Genomic DNA, 20,142 nt, shown 5'->3' with positions numbered 1-20,142 from the left:
GGGAATGGTAGGTTAAGTACGATTCAGGGTCACTTAAAATGTTCTTGGTACGCAGCAAAACTTTTTCAGTTACAAGCCCCATCCAGAGTACTCCTTAATAATTTCTTAATCTTATTCCAATATAATGTTGCTCAATTATTAATCTTTTTGTGTGATTGGGAGCAACAGCACCTTGAAACGAAAATATGAATTAAATAAGCACGAACAGCACTATTACAAAGAAGTGAACAAGAAAATTGTGGTTATAGACGACAAAAAGGAGCAACAAAAAATTGATGCCTTTATGAAAACGCATCATTCAACCACTCCTGCAAATACGGCCCGTGAATCAGGTTATTCCGCTTATTTGTTCAAGGGTAGGCAAGTTGAAGTCAATCCGTCCATGGTAAAAAAACGAAAAATAGATAAAGAGCATTATTTGATTTCACGCGATCCCAACGCCCCCAAACTACCCGTTTCTTGTTTGGCGTCAACAGAGCATGTTGTTGCGATGAAGGATGAAGTGACAGATTTTGAGTCGGAGCTGGAACCTAAAGAAAAACAGAATGTGATGTATCTGATTGCCCTATCGAGTAATTCAAAGCGAGTAAATGTCCGCCTTGAAACAAAAGCCATTTTAAGTCTCATCCACCAACACGATAATACGTTAAATCAAAATAATGTCAGCATTACCTACAATAAGGAAAAAAAGGTCTTTGAGATTAAGGTAAGTACCCAAGTTGCAGACATCCAATTACTTGTTCGTGCATTGAGCAGTGCAGAAAAGTACCAAATTGTTGATTGCGATTTTGCCGAAATTGGGTTAAATGAAGGCGTGTGTCTGGTTAAGAGGGATGCCTCCAATCCCATTCATGCCCTGGTTAATATTGCAGATTCTACTAATGAGAAAGGATTTCTCGAACGGGATGCAGGCACCACATCTGGACGGAGTACAGCAGCCTATCAAGATCGCAATTGGACATTTAATTTCTTTAAGAGTTTGCAAGATATGCGTGAAAAAACGGAATATCCTCCAAGTGCTCTTGCCATAAAAATTATGAATAACAACTAGAATCTCATGGTGCTAGAACACATGACATTTCAATATCCCTCCTTGTTGCATAAACTTTAATTCAGATTTTTAGCCTCATTAAGCGCGCAACTGACTCATTAACCGATAAATCCCCTTGTCATTGAGACTATAAACCTTTAGTGATAAAATTGCTCACTAAGATCAAAAATTGAATTCATGCGGATAAGTTGCTGATTAATCCGCTTTTTTAATTAACTTAAGGAATAAGAAGACTCATGAGTAAGTCTATAAAACAGTTATTTGCCGCAATTGCAGAGCTCAAGAATGAAAAACAAAAAGAAACGCAATTAAAAAAAATCGAGGAACTCGCACAGAAGGTTCTAAAAAAACACAATACACTTAATGTCTTCCAAGAGGATTCTGATTACGTGCATACTCCGCTTGAAGCGGCAATTGCAGCTGGCTCTATCCGCGTATTTCAATTACTAGTACGACTCGGGGCTGATCCATTTTGGAAGCCCAAACCTGACCGGCCATCGGCAATCGACTTTTTTATAAACCATTATTTTTCTCGAGACCATTACCATGAAAGAGGCGAATTATTTGAATGGGTGCTAACGGACAAAGGGAGTCCCCTTTTCACCTGGGCAAAGCTAAAAACAAATCAGAAGCTGGATGAAGCGTTTAAAAAAGCAAATTTAAAAAAACCGTATCTCAATGAGCTCCCCATACACGTAGCAATTCAGGCAGGCAGTATGGATTTGGTTCAGCAGGTGGTAGACGCTGCGGGAGGCCTGCAAAGGGCTGGCGATATCAGTCGAATGAGTGTTCTTAGCACCGCGCTCGACGCCGTGCTTGAGGGGCAAAAGAACTCGCTGGAGATATTAAAGTACTTACTGGAACAAGGTTCCAGTCCCCAAACATCGGATGTAGAGGATGCACCGCAACTAATTCACCTACTAACGAGGATGACAGGCAGCAATATCGAAGAATTCATTGCATTGGTGGCAGTCAATTTACTGCTTCATCATGGTGCCTCTCTTGATGTGACTGATGCTCGTGGTTGTACACCCTTGATGCTTGCTATGGAAGTAGGCATGCCCAAACTGTTTGTTCTCCTTTTAGATAAGGCAGATGCAAGAACCTTGAATGAACAGGCTCAAATACTGCTTAATTACTTGCTCTTTCAATTACTGGACAAAGAAGAGAGTCGATTGAGTACATCGGATGTTCTAATAGCATTGCGCCAATTGAAAGAGAAGGGTTTAAAGTTTGATCAAACCATTGACTATCATTCTCCTGCAGATCCCTTCGAAAATGCTACACATAGCCCATGGAGAGAAATAGCTGTACAAAACATGTCGTTATTGCATTTCTATGTTGAAAATATGACTCGTACAGGGGGGGATCCATTTCAAGCGATCGATCACCATCTTGAGGTCATACAAGCCTTAATTGCCCATGGGGCAAATCCTCATGCTAAAGCTATTTTTAGCATGCAGAAAAATCCCTATTCTTATGGAACAGATAGCCAATCCAGCATGGAACTTACCGCTTCTCAGTATGCTAGAAATATCGTTGAGCGAATGCTTGGTCACTATTATTTGAATTATGGGGCTTATTGGATCAAAACCTATGAAGAGGAACATCACTTTTTAAGTGTGATCTCGCATGAAACCCACGAAACCCAAATCAGTCTACACAAAAAATTTCATCAACTCAGGAACCTGGAACGTGTTTTATCAGGGAATAAACCTTTGCCTTATTCCGGATTACCGGACTTAAGAAAACTGGAAAAATTGGCTTTGAATAAACCAAATCAATCCAAATCAGCGACAGTAGCGATTGAACTCGATCCAATACACAGTCAGGATGAATTACTCTCGGCACGAAACCAAAAAAATCAAGGTAATTGGCAAGCGCGAAAAAAAGCCCTAGTCAACTACGTTAAAGAGGCAGAATCATTGGAAGATTTTTTAGCACGGGTCGATCGATTTAAAGCACCATTACAACTGCATTTCAATATCAGCACCGACGCAAAAGGAGCAACGACCTATGGTTCCACACTGTATCGCTTCTTCCACTTTTTTGATGCGCATCAATTCCCAAATTCCTGGGAAACGTTAAGAAAATTTGGGCAAGAGACCTATGGCGTAGACATCAATACGCCATACGATGAGGTATCGACCGACTTAAAAATAAATTAGTCTCTAGCTGAGCTTCTTGCAAACGATCCATGCTAAGCCTGGCGGCAGCCAGGCCAGCCGCTGTTCCAGTAGTCTCATTACTTACTCGTTTTACAATTTATGAAAATCCTGTTGCTGATTCTGAATATGATCACGACGAATTTACTTTAGGAACGAGTTTATCTCTCTAATTTATTTGCCCCTAAATATGGCAACTCAGGGGCGAAAACCATCCTAACCCGTTTAGCAAGTACCAAGCGAAACCCTTTTAGCCCTTTAAAAAGAGTATCATTTTATAAAAACACCGTTTTACGGCTTCTTTCTACGCCCTTTGGCCTTATGTCGCTTTTTTCCTTTTCAATATTTTAAATTTATCGCAAATTTGGTTTCATTGAGCATTCTAATTTTTGATGCTAAAATGAGCACCTAGATCCAATTTTAACCTTTCAAGATTCTGATTAATCTTACTTTTTCATTAAACTTAAAGAATTAGGGGTGCTCGTGGGCAAGTCCGTGAAAGAATTATTAAATGCAATTGAAGCGCTTAAATATCAAAAAGAGATCGGTGAGCAATTAAAAAAAATAGAGGAGCTGGCTAATAAAGTCCTAGAAAAACACCATACCCTTAATTTAGTCCAAGAAGATGCTCTTAGAAAAACTCCTCTTGAAGCAGCGATATTCGCAGCCTCTCTACCTGCATTTCAATTATTATTGGGACTCGGCGCTGATCTATTTTTTAAATCAAAGCCAGATATGATGTCTGCAATAGACATTCTTGCCTATATGTCCTTGCGCTTGCCTTACACAAGCAAAAAACCATTATTTGAATGGATAATGACGGCCAAAGAAAGCCCTGTATTTAACTGGACCAGACTCAATGATAATCCGACGTTGTTTGCAGCGTTTCAACAAGCAGGTTTAATTCCCCAAAAACCGACGCTTAATGAATTACCGATACATGTAGCCATTCAAGCGGGTCAAATTGATTTGATTCAGCAAGTAGTCAAGGCTGCGGGCAGCATTCAAAAAGCCGGCGATTTCTGTCAGATGAGTATTCTTAAGCCAGCGATCCTTGCTGTTCTTAAGGGACAAAAACACTCACTAGCGATATTAAGGTATCTATTACAGCAGGGCGCCAGTAACCAAACATGGGATACGAACAATTTACCTGCACTCATGCAAGCCATCTTAACTGAGAATCCAGCTCATTTTTATGATGGAAACCAAGAAGCGGTAGTTGACATAGTCAACCTGCTGTTTGAATATGGCGCGACTCTTGATGTAACCGAACCGACTAAAAATAATACACCCTTGATGTCCGCAATGGAAAGAGGGCATAAAAACTTGTTTTATTGCCTATTAGAGAAGGCAGATGCAAAGGTTCTAAATCATTGTGCTGCACTGCCCCCCCATTATTTAATCTTTCAATTATTTAATAAATTTGCAAATCGATTACGTCGAATTGATGTTTTAAAACTTTTAGCCGAACTGAAAGAAAAAGGTTTGGAGTTTGATAAAACCATTGATTGTTCATACCAAATAGATCCCTTCAACGAGAAGTCATTAAGCGAGACACGAGCAGTAAGCGCACAGAATATGTCTGTATTGCATTACTATATTCAAAATATGAAGATCTCAACGGATGATCCTCTTGAATCGATGGATGAACATCTTAAAATAATTCAAGCGCTAATTGCGCATGGAGTTAATTTTAAAACTAAAGCTACTTTTACGCTGACTCCAAATGTTATGACAGCTGATTCTGGAGCTCAAAAAGTGCAATCCCGTATGGAGCTTACAGCGTCTGAGTATGCGAGAAAAATCGCATACCACATCCTCAATCACTACCATGCTTCTTTGATTAAGGAGCATCAAGATGAAAACGCCTTCTTAAGAGACATTACCGATCAATCGCGCGAAGAACAAACAAGATTACACAAAATATTTCACCAATTCAGGAATCTGGAGCGGGTTTTATCCGGAGAAAAGTCTTTGCCTTATTGCGGTTTACCGAATATAAAAAAACGAGAACAATGCGCTTTGCAAAAGCCCAAAGCAGAATCCAAACCAATTCCAGCTCTATACCAATTAGTACTGGAAGCTGACTTCGAGCCAACACGATTTAAAAGCTTATTAATCAATGCAAGAACCCAACACATTCATAGCAGTTGGCAAGCCCTTAAAACATCCCTCGTGGACTATGTTAAAGAGACTGACTCATTGCAAGATTTTTTAGCGCGACTCGAGCAATTTAAAGAGTCGTTACAGCTTCATTTCAATGTCACTACCAACTCAAAAGGAGAAGTGATTTATGGTTCAAGAATCTATCGCTTCTTTCACTATTTTGATCCCCATAAATTTCCAAATTCCTGGGAAACGTTAAGAAAATATGGTCAAGAGACCTATGGCATAGACATCAATACGCCATACGATGGGGTATCGACCGACTTAAAAATGAACTAGTCTCTAGCTGGGCTTCTTCCAAACGATTCATGCTAAGCCTGGCTGCAAGGAGCCAGGCCCCCCACTGCTTCAGGCTTTTCTGGTTAAAAAATAATCTTGGAGCTCTTTCAAAAGTTACATCCTAAAAATAGTATTTGTTCATAGAAAAAGCGTTTTAGATAATTTTATGCTAATATGTGCCCATTCTTTAACCCACATGAGCGAATAATCATGTTTGAAATTTTTAAAAATGAACAATTTGTTTTGTATTATAAAAACGAAAACAAATCTTCTGGTTTTACCCATCTACTCGAGGTAAAGGATTTATCAAAAGGGAAGACAACGGGGATGTGGATCGATCCAACGGGCACCAGCACTTGTTCCAATTTTTTGGATAAAGTTCTGAAGCTCCAATCGTTAAAAGGCTCTCTTGATCAGCAAGCGTATGACCATGAAGTGGCCTGTTTTATTGAGCGCCTTATTGCAAATGGTGGCTACTCCAGCCTGCAAATTTCAAGCTTAATGAAAGATGCATTAAAACATCATAAAGACCCTCAGCATTTATTGGACACCATTAAAAACGTGGATTTATCTTACCTTCGACATGAAGATAAGGAACGATTCCAAAGTATTGATGAAATGAGAACTTCAGTTGCTGGATTCATCAAAACACTTACCGATTTTGTTTGTGAGCTCTTGTCGATACCCTCTGATGTCTCAGTAGCGTCATTACTCACTCGTTTCACAATTTATCAAAATCCTGTTTCTGATTCTGAAAATGATCAAGAAGAATTAACTTCAGGAAAGAGTTTATCTCTCTAATTCATTCGCCCCTAAGTGTGACAACTCAGGGGCGAGAACCATCCTAACCCATTTAGCAAGTACCAAGCGAAACCCTTTTAGTCCTTTAAAAAGAGTATCATTTTATAAAACATCGTCTTACGGCTTCTCTCTACGCCCTTTCACCTTATGTCGCTCTTTTCTTTTTGAGTATTTTAAATTTACCTATTCATGGTTACACCACTTAACGGCGTCACCTCTGGATTCGCCTGTTGAGCCTGATACTGCATCTGTTTAATATAATGAATTCTGCGTGCCAAAGATCCTGTGTGATTAAAATCTTTTTGGCTCTCTATCTCTTGAAGCTTATTCAATAAATCCTCGAGGCCGGTACTTTTTTGCACTATTTCATTTACTTTATCCACATGATGCCGATTCCAGTGACCTGTAAAAAAAAGGGCAACACCAGGGAAGCAATTGCTATTTTTGGTGTAATCATTCAAAAGATCCTTTGCACTATCAAATAAATTATCTGAGGTAAATTCTTCATAACTCTTTGGGAAGTACTCTTTTTTTCTGTATGCATCCAGGTTTATTGTTCTTTCTGCCCCATTATCGAACATGCTCATCTCTTTAGGAACCTTGAGCGTTTTTACAGAAATAGGTAATCGAATAATCAAATCACGTAAGACCTTATCACCAATAACGAGGTTTTTTGTGTCACTCCCTAAAAGAGAAATTTCTTTTACATGATTTGGGAAACTGCTAAAAAATGAACTCAGTTCCTGATGAGTGCAATTTTCAATGACGTCTGCATTAATCGTGAAATGAGTGACCTGTTTTGGAATAGCCTTTATTACTTCTTCTGGATTGTTCCATTTATGGCAGACATTAAAATGAACCTTAGTAATAAAATCAGGAAGTTGTCTCAGATACTTGATGCAATCGTGCCTGGACTGCTCAGCCTTTCCAGATGGAGTAGGAGCGTTAAACACTGAATGAAAAAACATGATCGATGAGAATCTGGGGGGAAACAGATCCAATTTTTCAGCCATTTCCGGACTTGTTATAATGATATCCGGTTTTTTGATCTGCAAGTCCTCGACCAAATCAAATGCTTCATCGAGAAGCTCTTTTGTTATTGAGGTCTCTTCCTCTACAAGACAATCAATCCAATTTCTACCCCATCGATCAGGTATCATTTTTAGATTTGCAGTTTGTTTTTGAGGGGTACCTTTAGTACCTTGCACTTTGAATAGTAAGGAATTGCCCATTGTTATAGCTCCAATCGCTCAAACCAATATAAAACGTAATCAGAGGCAGGTGAGAAATTCTTCGAATGGGTCTTTACAGGATTTGCTTCGCCGCATTAAAGTCTCAAGAAAAAGCCTTTTGCTTTTTCTTATTCTTTGCCTCAGCGACAAACCCGTTTAATGATTAAAACTAAGTGAAGTACCAGTCCTCTAGCTTTCCCTAAGGAGAGGATATGTCGTATCTTTATTATAACTACCGTATATTAAGAAAATATTAAGTCAACCTAGGTGGGGCCTTGACCCGCCAAACTCTTATTCATTTACGAGAACTGTTGATTGCAATCGAAAACCCACTGGCATTAGCCCATCTTGTTGCGGATAATCCTCTATTGCGTAACTTCATTAGCTTGACCAGCATGACCAATGCAACCAATATGTCGTCTGCAGAATTCACTCATCAATTAAATTCAATGTTAAATGAGTTAATCCCCCTATTACCCCCTCCTAGCTCAATACAAAAAAATTCATTCCCCCAAGAGCTCAACACCAACATTGAAAAGTTGTATGCGCTATTAAAATCGCCGCAATATCAGGAATTAACATCATTGCCACCTATAAATTATGGCCTCGAATCTGAAATAGCCCCTGGCAAAGAGAGCGGCAATACTCCGATTAGGATTTCTGAAACCAGGTTGGGAATATTTTCAACAATCAATCAAAGCAAAAGCCCATCAACAGAACCGCAATCAAAAAATACAGATACACCTGATGCTACGTCATGGAATAAAGATTTCAATTAAGCATCTCATAGTCCGCAAACCCATCTTTTCGCGGAAAAGAATGTTAATTAATTCTCAAAACACCAAGCACTACTCCCAGGTAACGCGGTATGAGTAATCACCCCATTGTAATTCCGCTGTCGTGCCTTTTGATATTGAGGTCACTCCTGCAGGGGTTCCTGTATAGATAATGTCCCCTGATTTTAAGGGAAAAAACTGGCTGATATACACTAATAAATCTTCAGGCCGCATCATCATGTCTGCTCCTTGAGCACGTTGCTTAGGCGCGCCATCAATCAGCAGTTGAAATTCAGTATTCATATAATCCTGAAACTGATGAGAGGCAATCCATGGACCCAGGACAGCCGCATCTTTAAATACCTTGGCCGTAGTCCAGGGATGACCTTGTTTTTTCAGTTCAGATTGACGTGCTCTTAACGTCATATCCAGACCAAGGGTGATGTCCGCAATTGCGTTGCGAGCCTCTTCATGGGTCATTTTATAGCCATCACAGGCTATGCGTAGAACAATTTCACATTCAGGTTGTACGGCGTTGTCTTCATTGGGAAAATCAACATGGAGATGCGCACCCCAGCTAGAGGCTTGTTTGAGGACACTGGGTGGTTTTAAAAACAATACCGGTTTTTCTGGTATTGGGTCGCCAAGCTCCTTGGCATGCTCCAGATAATTTTTTCCTACACAAACGATTTTGTCTATGGGCATATGATTTTATACCTTATGGTTTAAGTATTCGGTTGTTCGTCCCATAATTTTTAAGGATATCCATGGCCGTTGCAACAGTACTGGCTGAGATCAATCAACTATTTTTGCAACCTCCTGATTCAGAACACACTTAAATTAGTAGAAATTTCCTCTCCCAAGATATTTTTAAATGTTTGCTTCATGATGCGCATTTCACTATAGTTGAACCACCTTGAAATCCGATTTTATCGTGCACCATGTCTGAGAAAAGCTATTGGGTTTACATTTTGCAGTGCAACAACCAAAGTTATTACACAGGATATACCGATAATCTCGAAAGACGTTTTCAAGAGCACCTCTCAGGTAAAGGCAGTAAATATACGCGAAGCTTTAAACCGCTCGCCATTGCTCAAAGCTGGGAGATAAAAGGAGGCAAACTCATCGCCATGCGCATCGAACGCTACATTAAAAAACTTTCTAAACACCAAAAAGAGCAACTGGTGCTCAATCCTTATTCTGATACGCTAATCAATAGTTTATCCCTTGAAGTTTCAGGGTAATCAATTGAAGTAATATAATGACTCTGTTTCTGCTGAGGAAGTCCATTGCTCTATCGAGGGAATGCGCCAATCGCGCAACGACTGACATGCAGTTTGGATACTTGCTTGGACCAATTAATCCCAGAAGCTCTGGAGCCAGCTGGTTTAAAATAACTCGGTTTCTAAGTATCATGTCTTTGCATTCGATAAAAATGCCCCTTATTTTGCAAGGGGAAGTTGCCCCAATGATTCAAGGAAGAGCTACTCTGGTCGCCCAAGCTTGGGGAGTCCATAAAAGGAGTGTATAGACCTAGGAACCTGCTAGGTAAATCACTCTTTTAATCTATGCCTATTTTCTTCAAGGAGATTGAGTGAAAAACGCACCATTATCGAGCCGTAGTTTGCTTGCATTAAGCCTGATGATATTTTTCATTGCCGATATCCAAGGGGGCATTGGTCCTATTCTCTCCATTTATTTACGCTCCAATTTAGGATGGGACACTAGCCAGGTCGGTATCGCGCTCGCTACAACCGGTATTGTTGGCGTATTGTTTCAAATTCCAAGTGGCATGCTGGTTGATGCGCTTCGATTTAAGCGATCGCTGATAGCCTTTGCCTGTACTTGTATTATTTTAAGCTGCGTCATTTTGTTAAGCCAAACTTCTTTATATTTCATTATTGCCGCGCAATCCCTTGTTGGCTTGGCCTCCAGCCTGATCCCTCCGTCAATTGCAGCGATATCATTGGGCTTGGTGGGTAAAGACTTATTTCCCCAAAGAGTCAGTATGAATGAATCCATCGTTCATGCAGGAACCGTTATTGCTATGATCATCATCGGATTATTGGCCCAATTATATGGGCACTCTTGGATAGTATATGGCACCATCATGTTTTCAGTCCTGGCATTAATGCCAATCCCATTTATCAATGCAAATGAAATAAACTATTCTGCAGCCAGGGAACTGCCCCTGATACAAAATAGCAATAATGAACCACAAGCCGAACCGGTTAACTTGTTAGAACTTGCACAATCAAAATCAATTCTTATCTTTTTTAGCGCAGTAATTGTTTTTCATTTTGCGAATGCAGCGCAATTACCGTTGGTTGGCCAAGAGCTGGCAAAAATTAATCCTGATAGTGATTCGCTCTTTATGGCAGGTTGCATTGTCTTAGCACAAGTCGTTATGGTAGTAGTTGCCTTTTCCTTGGGATTCATAATCGATAAAATAGGCCGTAAGCCCATTTTTTTATGTTCATTTATCTTTTTAATCGTACGCTCCCTTTTATTTTCAATCACAGAAAGTTCCTTTTATTTACTGATTATCCAGTTGTTAGATGGCATTAGCGCCGGGATTTTTGGCGTAGTGGCCGTGGTTATCGTTTCTGATTTAGCAAGTGGAACCGGGCGATTTAATTTTTTATTGGGTACTCTTGGATTATGCGTAGGCATCGGTTCATCACTGAGTAACATTATTGCAGGATTCATTGCAAAAAGTTACGGATTTCATGTGGGATTTATTTCACTATCTTTTGTTGCCGCAATGGGATTGATCCTCTATACCTTTACCATGCAAGAAACCAAGGCACTGCGTGATAATGATTGAGCATGCCTTTTGATGTGCGAGTTTAATTATCTCTCATTGCGAGCACACATCGATCGAGCCTTGGCCCGACCATTGCGTAATTTCCCCTCATCCCAAACGCTACGGAGGAAGTGAATTGTCTCATTGATGCAGTGCTCAAATCGTTTAGGTACTTGCCAGCTAGACTCACCTCCACGCTCACCACCCCTCACCCTTCATTTCTCTTTGTGAATTTGGAAAGGGGGATCAATGAAAATAGGAGCTTAAAAAGAATTTACTGATAAACACAATGAACCCGATTCAAAGCAGCATCTGCTAAATCGATTGCCATTTCAAAGGTGTCTCCCTCGGTGATCACGGCACATAACAAATGATCATATCCTTGCGGCGGAACCGTAACCAACTCATTGACCTGTCGCAAAATTTTAAAATCCCTTACCCCAGGTTGATGAGTCATTTCGTCAACATGCTTCCAATCCATAATGGTCCCCTTCTCGGTGGCGAATAAATTTCGTTCACATGCAAATTTATTTTTAGTCGCTTTTAACTCAATCGGTTCACCAAGTGCGGTTTGGATACTTGCTTGCGCTAAATTAATTCCGGAGGCTAGTGGAACAAGGTGGCTTGAAACAAAGCCACCAGCCATTCGGGAGTTCACTTCAACAATTTTAGGCCCTTCGGAGGTCAACATGACTTCAATATGAAAGGCACAATTGTTGATGCCAACGGCTTGAATGGCTTTTTCAACCACCCTATAAATTGAAGAACAAATCTCTGGTTCCGGCTCATATGGGAAACAATGCATCCATTCTGTGAAACCAGGTTTTTCTACAAATTTTTTGGTAATCCCCGCAAAATGAACTTGAGATTGATTAATAATCCCTTCTACACTAACTTCCTGCCCAGCCATAAACTCCTCAGCAATATACTCATCAGCATACAACCAAAAAGATACACGTTCACAACTGCTCATCAGCGCAAAAGCATCCTCGAGTTCAGCTTGGTTGTTCAATTTAAAAACCGCGACACTTGTTGATGCAGCTACGGGTTTGAATATTAATGGGAATCCGATAGTGCTTGCTGCATTTTGCAAGTCCTTGAATGTTTTCACCAATTGAAATTTTGGATGGGGAACCTCGCCCATCTTCAGCGCTTCTCGCATCTTGTATTTATGTTTCACTGTAGTCGCTGCTGCAAGTGAGCTGCCAGGTAACTTAAATTCTTCAGCGATTGCGGCAACCAACTCAACACTCTTATCCAGTATGGTAATAACACCATCAAAAGGTGTCTCTTTATACTCTTCCTTTAAAACAGAAATAGTCTCTGCAAAATTGGTGGTATCTGCCTGAATAAATTTATCAACTGTATCTTTTGCCCAATCAGGTAAATGAGGAGCTATCAAAAAAACCTTTACCCCTAGATTTTTTGCAGCCTCTATTTTTACCAAATTATGCTCATCAGAAACATTCACAAATAAAATCGCTCTACTCATATTTACTCCATATTATTAAACGCTCTTCCTAAAGACTGTTTCATAAGAAGGTTTCCCGTACTCACCTAAATAAACAAAAAAATATGAAATCAAAGACAACACTCCTATTATGATAAATAGGATCTGACCTCCAAAAGATTCAAGGATAGCCCCACCTAAAACTGGGCCTAAAGCCAAGCCCAATTCTCTAAAAGCTAATGCTCCAAAATAAGAGCCTTTCAAATGCGAAGGAGCCATCTCATCTACAAACAAGAATGCAAAAGGAAATATGAACAACTCACCTACAGTGATAATTAAAATAGAATAGTAAAAATAGCTTGCTTTATTACTACAATAAGAAAAACCCAAACAGCCAAGGGAAAATAAAAGGCAACCATAAAAAATGGCTTGATGCTTCGGTATCCCTCTGCACAATAGAAAAATAGGAAGCTGTCCAATCAGCACAAACAATGCATTTAATGCAATCGTTAAGGAATAAACACGTATACCATCATCGATTTGTTGGGATATGAATTGAGCTAATGTTGAATCGATTTGCGAGTAGCATAAGGCAAATATTATATTAAAAAGAATGAAATTTAATAACCTACGATCTAAAGAAATGGCACGTAAGCTTTCAGATAAAGAAACATTATTTTGTTTGTTTCTACAAATTTGCTTGGGTTCTTTTAGCCGGACGGCATATAAGAAGCAGCCAAAACTAAAATACATGAATCCTGCGGTATAAAACGCAATGGGAGATAAAGTAACTCCTAGATATACTGCTAATAAAGGCCCCAAAACAGCACCAATATTCATTGCCGCGTAACGTAAGTTAAAAAATAACTCTCTATGTTCTTTATCAACTAATTCGCTGATTAATGCGAGTGCGACCGGCTGAAAGAAAGAAGAGAATAACCCAAACATTCCATTAAGTATGCTTATCAGTATTAATTGAAGATAGCGAGAATTAATTTGCCAACTTAAACCTAATAATATGAAGATACAGGCTGATGTGAAAATCGAAATATATAATAAAGGAATTCGTCCATATTTATCCGATAATTGTCCACCGAGAAAACCACCAAATATTGAACAAAATGGAGCAATTCCGCAGACTAAACCACTTATCCATAATGAAAAATGAGTATTATGATTAAGAAATAAGATTAAAAAAGGGAGGCACATAAATTTTGCTGAGTTCACGCAAACAATGCCAAATAGCAAACACCAAATCAGCTTTAAATTAGGGTTAAGTGATCTCATTATTATACCCCTAATTAAGTTGTTCGATTTTTGTTATAATTGCATTTACATGTATTTCAATCGTATCAAAAAGTGGGATATTAACATCCGCTTTTGATACCAATAGAGGCAGCTCCGTACAACCAAGTATGACCCCATCTAAATGGTAGCTTGAGGCTAATTTATTAATAATATTTAGAACGATCTCTTTTGATCTACTCGTAACAATACCGTGACATAGTTCATGATAAATGATCTGATGAAGCAACTCCCGATCATAAGCATCGGGAGTTACGACTTGAAGTCCTTTTTTAAACAGTTTATTTTTATAAAAATCTTGCTCCATTGTATAACGAGTGCCAATTAAGCCCACTTTTTGAGTGCCTAAATGATGTAAATAATCACCGGTTGCATCAATGATATTAATTAATTTTTTGTGGATCTCAGCATCCAATTGATTCGCCAACTTATTCGTGGTGTTGGAACAAATTGCGATTACATCTGAACCCGCCTTATCCAGCAAAATCACTTTTTCTTGAAGTAATCTTAATTCCATCGCTTCATTTTGCTTTTTTTGATGCTCCAGAATTTCTTCGAAATCAAAACTATACATTACTATTTTGGCTGAGTGATTTTTTCCTTTTGCTCTATTAATGGTTAAATTAAGTCGCTTATAGTATTCCATCGTAGAAGCCCAGCTAACACCACCCAGTAGACCAATGCACTTCATGCTGCACCTCGTAAGTCCATTTCTTCATTATAATTATTTGTTTTATTCTTCCTGTTAAGACTGTTTTTAAATGTCAACTGAATAAAATCAGACATTGAGATATTGATTTCTCTAAGCATTTTCGGAAAAAAGCTAGCATGACTTAATCCAGGCAATGAATTAACTTCAAGAAAATAAATCTTCCCTTCTGAAACGATAAAATCAAGTCGAAACATGTTTTCAAACATTAAATCAGAGAAAATTCGTCTAGAGATATCAGCAATTTGAGTTGTAAATTTATTATAAGACTGGGGGATAATTCGCTCACTCACTCCAAACTTACATAGTTTTTCTCTACGACCAAAAAATCTATTTCGGGTTCTCACTAAAATTAGAGGCAACACCTCAATACTTCCCAGATTTTCAATGCAGCCACAAGAGTATTCCTCACCAGGTATATACTTTTGTAAAAGAGCAATATTATCTATCTTTAAGATATCTATGATTAAGTTTACCGCGGCATCAATTGAATTTTCATTAAGCAACATACGCTCAGTAAACATACTTGTGCCAAGTGAATTAGGTTTAATCACTACTTCTTGATTATAAAAGAGCAATAACTTTGACTTGATATGTGAGATGTTTGCATCTCTGATAGAGAGCATCGGTATTGGCTCTAGCTCGGGATACATTGATTCAATATATTTTGAGCAGTGAAATTTACTTTTGGTTAGGCTAGAAGAAAGTACTGAGCCAAATGAATTTTTTATATCGAATATTTTTCCTAGACCTTGAATATGTCCATCCTCACCAAACTGCCCATATAATAAAGAAAATACATATTCGTTATTTTTTTTAATCTGCTGGAATGCTTCGATAATTGAGATTGGAGCTTTTTTGCTCGTCATGTAATAGTCAGGATCTTTTTCGAAATCAAATGGTTTTCTAATAACCAAACCTCCTTCAGTGACATAGTAGACATATTGATATAGGTTTGTATCTTTTACTTGATGTTGTAACTCAGAATAAATGCTGTGAAAAGTTCTCAAAGAAAGATCTCGTTCAACAGAAACACCACCAAAGATAAAGCTAATTTTGGGATTTACAGTATTGTCCATAATAATTCTCCAATTGATGCAATTTGGTTATCTTGAAAGATAACGATTTAGTCTAAATTTCTTGTTATTTGAATTTCTGAATTGAGCTAATTTACAAATAAGGTATTAGGAATTTCCTGGTCTGAACGACTGTGGATGGTATTATCTTCATTCATAAAAACAACTTTGGGGATATGTTTTGATACCTGATTTTCATTAAGATTGCAGTAACAAATAATTATAATTTTATCACCTTCATGAACAAGCCTTGCCGCCGCTCCATTCACACAAATCTCCCCACTTCCTTTGCGCCCTTTTATTACATAAGTTTCAAATCGTGAACCGTTATTTATATCCACAATTTGAACTTTTTCATTTTCCTGTATTCCAGTTTCTAGTAGTAAATTTTCATCAATAGTGATACTTCCTATATAATTCAGATTTGCCTGAGTTATTGTTGCTCGGTGAATTTTTGCTTTTAACATTGTAACTAACATGATTGCTCCTTTTATTATTAATTCCTTATCGATGAGCAATTTAGTCGTAATTAAACAATGAAAAAATTTTTTTTTTTACATGTAAATTTTTAATGGAAAATAAAAGTCTTATTGATATTTTTATGAACAACTTAATTAAACTTATCTTGACAGTTCTATTTTTAGGAAACTAGAATGCAACATTTTTTTAGGGTCATATACGAAGGGAATTGTATTAATGTTCACTGCTATTGATGAACGAAATGGACTAGTAAAAGTATTTTGGACTGATGTTCGTCAGCGAGTTACAGAAATAGAACCAGCCTTCGCAGCAATTATTGATGAGTTAAATCCTGATCAATCGTACCCTCTTTATTTAGCATATTATCCATATGGTGCAACAGATGCAGATACACAAAGTTCGCTTTTCCCCAATATAAATGGCGGATATTATCGAATAACTGATCCGGAAGTTCCAAAAGATATAATAAAAAATCTTGGATATAGTGCAAATAATACACCATTAGGAATAGTTCTTGATAAAGAAATTGAATGTTATATTGATTTGAAAAATGATAATATCACCATTCCCTGGCTTATATATAAGCCAGGGGATATTTTTCCTCTCTCTACTGTTTTAAGTAAAGTTAATGATAGAGTTTATGCTCCTAACGGTCTACTATCATCGACCGCTGGTGTTAGATCTGCATTTATGCTACCCAACATTGGAGCCACAACAAATCACTCGAATTTACAACGTGACTTTAATATTAAGAGTCGAGTGCCAAAGTCATTATATGAACATTGGCAAGTTTTTAGAGAGATAGTTAATAGCAAAATAATTAACTCAGATTGGCGTTGTTGTGTAATGTACTTCTCTGAAAAATGGTTAATTAGCTTACATAATGATGTTAAGTGGAAAAATTTAAAGCAGTATTTACATGAGTTAGCATGGTATCGATATGAATACGAGAGAAATAGAGTCTTTTATGATATTACATTTTCAATTATCCAGAAAAATCGAAATTTGAAACCTAACCCATATTTAGCTGATACCGCTAAGCATTTATTTGCAACCGCTCTAGGAGCTGCACCTGGGTACGTCCCATCGATAGATAATAGTGCTTTACCTTTAGATATCTTGCAGTATGTTTTTATAGAGTCATACGGCTTAAAAAAATATATCCCAACAATTATGCAACCCAAACATTTTAACTTTGAGAAAGATTTTTTTCCAATATATTACTCATTACAGCATCCAGCGACACATGTATTTTCACCAAGGTCAAGACAGGTTACAAGTACAATTTATGAAATGCGTGAATTAGAGCATATAATGAGTATTTTTATTCAAGAGTTGTCAAAAAATAATGCTTTGTCTTCTGATACCATTATTGGAAAAATAGCAAAATCAGTTGAGTTTAGCTACTTTCATAACACTCAAGACATACACCATGTCATGCAAAGTTCCCTTGAAATATTAAATATTGATAGTCGATTTAATAACTCTCAATTCGCAAAAGAACAACCGGGAGCTATCTTTGCTGCAGATGCTTCGTTTTTACGAGGCTGTGTCAGCATAAAAACGGCTAAAATACCAACAAAGCAGGAAGCTAAATATGCCAATGATTGTGCTGCAATACCATAATATATTTCCACCACAATATTGATAAATGAAGCTTCCCAGAGAAGGGCCAACTACGTTACTAAAAGCAAAAGTAGATTGAAAAAGCCCTAAGTTTTGCCCTTTTCTCTTATTATCACTGTTTTCATAACAAATCAGTTGGGCAGTAGATATAAAAAGCATTTCACCCGTTGTCCAAACAATACATGATAGAATAGCAAACGCAAATATGAATGAAAAACTCAGAATTAACATCCCTAAGCCCATAAATAAAGCACCTAGCCCAGTAATTAGCAGTTTATTTTGTTTACTGACTAATACAGTCAGTGGTGCTTGGAATAGCACAATTAAAGTGGTATCTAAAAGAAATAAAACACTAACAGCTAATTCTTTCAATTTGGGAAATGCCCCTTGAACATATAGTGGATAAGTAGAACTCAACTGCGCTATGATAAGCCCTACAAGAAAGACGCAGGAAAGAATTAATATATAAATTTTTGCTGACTTTTTTATTTGATTTGAATGGTGTTCTACAGTGTCTTTTGGGGGTATGAAATTTGTTATATTGCCATGTATTACAAGATAAATTGCTGAAACAAATAAAATTAAACTTGATAGGCCAAAAATAACAAGAAATCCATATGTTCCAACTCCGGCAATAAAAATACCTGATAGCCCAAGTCCTAAATTTGATGCTACATGAGAGATACTGATGGTTCTATAGCGTAAATCCAAGTCATTAGCACACAAACTTAGCAAACTCATGTTATTTGATGTTTTAAAGCCATAAGCAGATAAACCAAGGAAGAACTGATCTATCAGTAAAGTCGGAAAAGAATGCAGATACATTAAAAAGAAAAAACTTGCAGATTGAATGCAAAGACTGATGATTGAAACAAAATATGGTGTAATTTTGTCTGAGAGTTTCCCCCCTACGAAACCACCGATCACCGTGCCTAAGCCATAAGAAGAAATTAGAAGACCTGCTGTTGGAATACTCAATTGTTGTTCATTAACAAAATACAAAGATAGAAAAAAACAAATGCCAATAGTAGATGCATTGATACAAATTAAGCTTATTATCGGCCAACAAAATTTGGGTAGTCCTAAATAATTTTCAGAATAATCTTTGATGAAAGTTATAAAATAATTGTACATTTTTATGCGAGTTCAAGAGCTTTTAAAATGGCTTGATCACAAGCAGCAATTTTAGTAGGTGGTATATACAGAGTTGAAAGATTGGATAATTGAATATCAGGCAAATATTTTAACTGATTATGTTTGATTGTTGGTTCAAATCCAGGATATTGCGCTGCTTCATAAATAATAATCTTATCTGTAACTTTATAATATTTTATCAAATAATCTAATAGTAACAAAATTCCTATTTTCTTATTGTTTGTTGTTTCATGATTTAGAATTCCTATAGCGTTAATTTGCCAGAGAATTAAATGAGAACTTATATCAACTTGCCGTTGATGAATCAAAAAATCACTAGCTTCAAATGATTGAGAACCTGATGAGCCAGGATCGATTAATAGATCTGCAAAAAGACAAGCTTCAGCTGAAATTGCAGGTAGGATTTTTGCATAATATCCTTCTTTCTTTGCTTTTTTTACAGCATCTATACCTGGTTTAGCATACACACTAGGATGTCCATAAAGAACAAAGCATATATGCTTATTTTGATATAAATGTTCTAAAACATAATCTGTTATCAGGCAATAAGAATCGGCTCGATTTGGGCATGAAAAATATAATTCATCTAATGACTCTGTGTATTGATTTTGCTGTTGAATCCATAATTTTAGAATAGGATCATTCACCAAATAAAGTACAATATCAGATTGTTTGATATATGCTATTACTTCATTCGTAAGATGAGCAAAAAATTTAATACCGCAACCAACAACGATCAATGAAGCTTTATGAGACATATCATACATTAAATTTAAATTTAAATTTCAAAAATTGTAGTTCGATCAGCTAATGCTTTATCCTCATTTAAATTATTTTTAAAATATGCAGCATCGTTATAAAGGAATGCTTTTTGAATTGTAGAAGGTTCATCTTTTAATAATAAATCAAGATTGATTTTATGATGCACTGTACTAGCTAATTGTTCTAGAAGTGTTACGATGCTCATGACTTAACTCCCTTCAAGTTTAAACTTAACTCAAGCATATCATATTGATTACTCAAGTTTAAGATAAAGATTATTAAACCGATTATTCTTTCAACATA

General features: G+C 37.2%; 18 protein-coding genes. 8 read left to right on the top strand and 10 right to left on the bottom strand.

Annotated elements, in window-relative coordinates:
* Positions 1 to 172 precede the first annotated feature (172 nt).
* The 4 genes from OQJ13_RS11605 (at position 173) to OQJ13_RS11590 (ending at position 6,462) form a co-directional block, all read left to right on the top strand.
* Positions 173 to 1,051 (top strand): hypothetical protein, encoded by an 879-nt coding sequence (locus OQJ13_RS11605; protein ID WP_265710971.1) that lies wholly within the window; start codon positions 173 to 175, stop codon positions 1,049 to 1,051.
* A gap of 236 nt (positions 1,052 to 1,287) precedes the next feature.
* Complete coding sequence (locus OQJ13_RS11600) at positions 1,288 to 3,219, top strand: hypothetical protein (RefSeq protein ID WP_265710970.1); 1,932 nt, start codon at positions 1,288 to 1,290, stop codon at positions 3,217 to 3,219.
* A 480-nt stretch (positions 3,220 to 3,699) separates the two neighbouring features.
* Entirely contained in the window at positions 3,700 to 5,661 is a 1,962-nt protein-coding gene (locus OQJ13_RS11595; RefSeq protein ID WP_265710969.1) for a hypothetical protein, read from the top strand.
* Positions 5,662 to 5,871: 210 nt separating this feature from the next.
* On the top strand, positions 5,872 to 6,462 hold the full coding sequence (locus OQJ13_RS11590) for a hypothetical protein (RefSeq protein WP_265710968.1): 591 nt from the start codon (positions 5,872 to 5,874) through the stop codon (positions 6,460 to 6,462).
* 179 nt (positions 6,463 to 6,641) lie between these two features.
* Here OQJ13_RS11590 and OQJ13_RS11585 read toward each other — a convergent pair whose 3' ends face one another.
* Complete coding sequence (locus OQJ13_RS11585; protein ID WP_265710967.1) at positions 6,642 to 7,694, bottom strand: DUF5617 domain-containing protein; 1,053 nt, start codon at positions 7,692 to 7,694, stop codon at positions 6,642 to 6,644.
* A 275-nt stretch (positions 7,695 to 7,969) separates the two neighbouring features.
* Here OQJ13_RS11585 and OQJ13_RS11580 point away from each other — a divergent pair, with 275 nt between their 5' ends.
* Entirely contained in the window at positions 7,970 to 8,473 is a 504-nt protein-coding gene (locus tag OQJ13_RS11580; protein ID WP_265710966.1) for a hypothetical protein, read from the top strand.
* A 69-nt stretch (positions 8,474 to 8,542) separates the two neighbouring features.
* Here OQJ13_RS11580 and OQJ13_RS11575 read toward each other — a convergent pair whose 3' ends face one another.
* On the bottom strand, positions 8,543 to 9,175 hold the full coding sequence (locus OQJ13_RS11575; protein WP_265710965.1) for a fumarylacetoacetate hydrolase family protein: 633 nt from the start codon (positions 9,173 to 9,175) through the stop codon (positions 8,543 to 8,545).
* Between the two features lie 236 nt (positions 9,176 to 9,411).
* Here OQJ13_RS11575 and OQJ13_RS11570 point away from each other — a divergent pair, with 236 nt between their 5' ends.
* Both OQJ13_RS11570 and OQJ13_RS11565 read left to right on the top strand, forming a co-directional pair.
* Entirely contained in the window at positions 9,412 to 9,714 is a 303-nt protein-coding gene (locus tag OQJ13_RS11570; RefSeq protein WP_265710964.1) for a GIY-YIG nuclease family protein, read from the top strand.
* Positions 9,715 to 10,064: 350 nt separating this feature from the next.
* Complete coding sequence (locus tag OQJ13_RS11565) at positions 10,065 to 11,297, top strand: MFS transporter (RefSeq protein ID WP_265710963.1); 1,233 nt, start codon at positions 10,065 to 10,067, stop codon at positions 11,295 to 11,297.
* A gap of 253 nt (positions 11,298 to 11,550) precedes the next feature.
* Here OQJ13_RS11565 and OQJ13_RS11560 read toward each other — a convergent pair whose 3' ends face one another.
* The 5 genes from OQJ13_RS11560 to panD all read right to left on the bottom strand — a co-directional run bounded on the left by OQJ13_RS11560 (position 11,551) and on the right by panD (position 16,295).
* Complete coding sequence (locus OQJ13_RS11560) at positions 11,551 to 12,768, bottom strand: ATP-grasp domain-containing protein (protein ID WP_265710962.1); 1,218 nt, start codon at positions 12,766 to 12,768, stop codon at positions 11,551 to 11,553.
* Positions 12,769 to 12,783: 15 nt separating this feature from the next.
* Positions 12,784 to 14,013 carry an MFS transporter gene (locus OQJ13_RS11555; protein WP_265710961.1) on the bottom strand — a complete coding sequence of 410 codons (1,230 nt, stop codon included), beginning with the start codon at positions 14,011 to 14,013 and terminating at the stop codon, positions 12,784 to 12,786.
* Positions 14,014 to 14,023: 10 nt separating this feature from the next.
* The gene (locus tag OQJ13_RS11550) at positions 14,024 to 14,722 is read right to left on the bottom strand and encodes an aspartate/glutamate racemase family protein (protein WP_265710960.1); all 699 of its coding nucleotides are present in this window, start codon (positions 14,720 to 14,722) and stop codon (positions 14,024 to 14,026) included.
* Positions 14,719 to 15,819, bottom strand: coding sequence for an ATP-grasp domain-containing protein (locus OQJ13_RS11545; RefSeq protein ID WP_265710959.1), 1,101 nt, complete (start codon positions 15,817 to 15,819; stop codon positions 14,719 to 14,721). The genes OQJ13_RS11550 and OQJ13_RS11545 overlap by 4 nt, the downstream gene beginning before the upstream one ends.
* An 86-nt stretch (positions 15,820 to 15,905) precedes the next feature.
* Positions 15,906 to 16,295 (bottom strand): aspartate 1-decarboxylase, encoded by a 390-nt coding sequence (panD, locus tag OQJ13_RS11540; RefSeq protein ID WP_265710958.1) that lies wholly within the window; start codon positions 16,293 to 16,295, stop codon positions 15,906 to 15,908.
* A gap of 217 nt (positions 16,296 to 16,512) precedes the next feature.
* Between panD and OQJ13_RS11535 the strand changes: the two genes are divergently transcribed.
* On the top strand, positions 16,513 to 17,922 hold the full coding sequence (locus tag OQJ13_RS11535; RefSeq protein WP_265710957.1) for a hypothetical protein: 1,410 nt from the start codon (positions 16,513 to 16,515) through the stop codon (positions 17,920 to 17,922).
* Here the strand turns inward: OQJ13_RS11535 and OQJ13_RS11530 are convergent.
* The 3 genes from OQJ13_RS11530 to OQJ13_RS11520 are packed head-to-tail and all read right to left on the bottom strand — an operon-like array spanning position 17,836 to position 20,044.
* Positions 17,836 to 19,056: an MFS transporter gene (locus OQJ13_RS11530; protein ID WP_265710956.1), complete on the bottom strand. Its 1,221-nt coding sequence runs from the start codon at positions 19,054 to 19,056 to the stop codon at positions 17,836 to 17,838. The genes OQJ13_RS11535 and OQJ13_RS11530 overlap by 87 nt on opposite strands.
* A 2-nt stretch (positions 19,057 to 19,058) precedes the next feature.
* Positions 19,059 to 19,835 carry an SAM-dependent methyltransferase gene (locus OQJ13_RS11525; RefSeq protein ID WP_265710955.1) on the bottom strand — a complete coding sequence of 259 codons (777 nt, stop codon included), beginning with the start codon at positions 19,833 to 19,835 and terminating at the stop codon, positions 19,059 to 19,061.
* Positions 19,836 to 19,855: 20 nt separating this feature from the next.
* A complete protein-coding gene (locus OQJ13_RS11520) occupies positions 19,856 to 20,044 on the bottom strand; it encodes a hypothetical protein (protein ID WP_265710954.1) in 189 nt (62 codons plus the stop codon).
* Positions 20,045 to 20,142: the final 98 nt, after the last annotated feature.

Source organism: Legionella sp. PATHC035 (assembly GCF_026191115.1).
Classification (GTDB): Bacteria; Pseudomonadota; Gammaproteobacteria; order Legionellales; family Legionellaceae; genus Legionella.
The sequence above is the reverse complement of the archived record's forward strand: the minus strand, read 5'-3'. Positions and strand labels throughout refer to the sequence as shown.

Excerpts from the sequence above, each read along its gene's own strand:
- OQJ13_RS11535 (WP_265710957.1), top strand. The coding sequence starts at position 16,513 with ATGTTCACTGCTATTGATGAACGAAATGGACTAGTAAAAGTATTTTGG.
- OQJ13_RS11525 (WP_265710955.1), bottom strand. The coding sequence starts at position 19,835 with ATGTCTCATAAAGCTTCATTGATCGTTGTTGGTTGCGGTATTAAATTT.
- OQJ13_RS11555 (WP_265710961.1), bottom strand. The coding sequence starts at position 14,013 with ATGAGATCACTTAACCCTAATTTAAAGCTGATTTGGTGTTTGCTATTT.
- OQJ13_RS11575 (WP_265710965.1), bottom strand. The coding sequence starts at position 9,175 with ATGCCCATAGACAAAATCGTTTGTGTAGGAAAAAATTATCTGGAGCAT.
- OQJ13_RS11550 (WP_265710960.1), bottom strand. The coding sequence starts at position 14,722 with ATGAAGTGCATTGGTCTACTGGGTGGTGTTAGCTGGGCTTCTACGATG.
- OQJ13_RS11570 (WP_265710964.1), top strand. The coding sequence starts at position 9,412 with ATGTCTGAGAAAAGCTATTGGGTTTACATTTTGCAGTGCAACAACCAA.
- OQJ13_RS11600 (WP_265710970.1), top strand. The coding sequence starts at position 1,288 with ATGAGTAAGTCTATAAAACAGTTATTTGCCGCAATTGCAGAGCTCAAG.
- OQJ13_RS11530 (WP_265710956.1), bottom strand. The coding sequence starts at position 19,056 with ATGTACAATTATTTTATAACTTTCATCAAAGATTATTCTGAAAATTAT.
- OQJ13_RS11590 (WP_265710968.1), top strand. The coding sequence starts at position 5,872 with ATGTTTGAAATTTTTAAAAATGAACAATTTGTTTTGTATTATAAAAAC.
- OQJ13_RS11560 (WP_265710962.1), bottom strand. The coding sequence starts at position 12,768 with ATGAGTAGAGCGATTTTATTTGTGAATGTTTCTGATGAGCATAATTTG.
- OQJ13_RS11585 (WP_265710967.1), bottom strand. The coding sequence starts at position 7,694 with ATGGGCAATTCCTTACTATTCAAAGTGCAAGGTACTAAAGGTACCCCT.
- OQJ13_RS11545 (WP_265710959.1), bottom strand. The coding sequence starts at position 15,819 with ATGGACAATACTGTAAATCCCAAAATTAGCTTTATCTTTGGTGGTGTT.
- panD (WP_265710958.1), bottom strand. The coding sequence starts at position 16,295 with ATGTTAGTTACAATGTTAAAAGCAAAAATTCACCGAGCAACAATAACT.
- OQJ13_RS11520 (WP_265710954.1), bottom strand. The coding sequence starts at position 20,044 with ATGAGCATCGTAACACTTCTAGAACAATTAGCTAGTACAGTGCATCAT.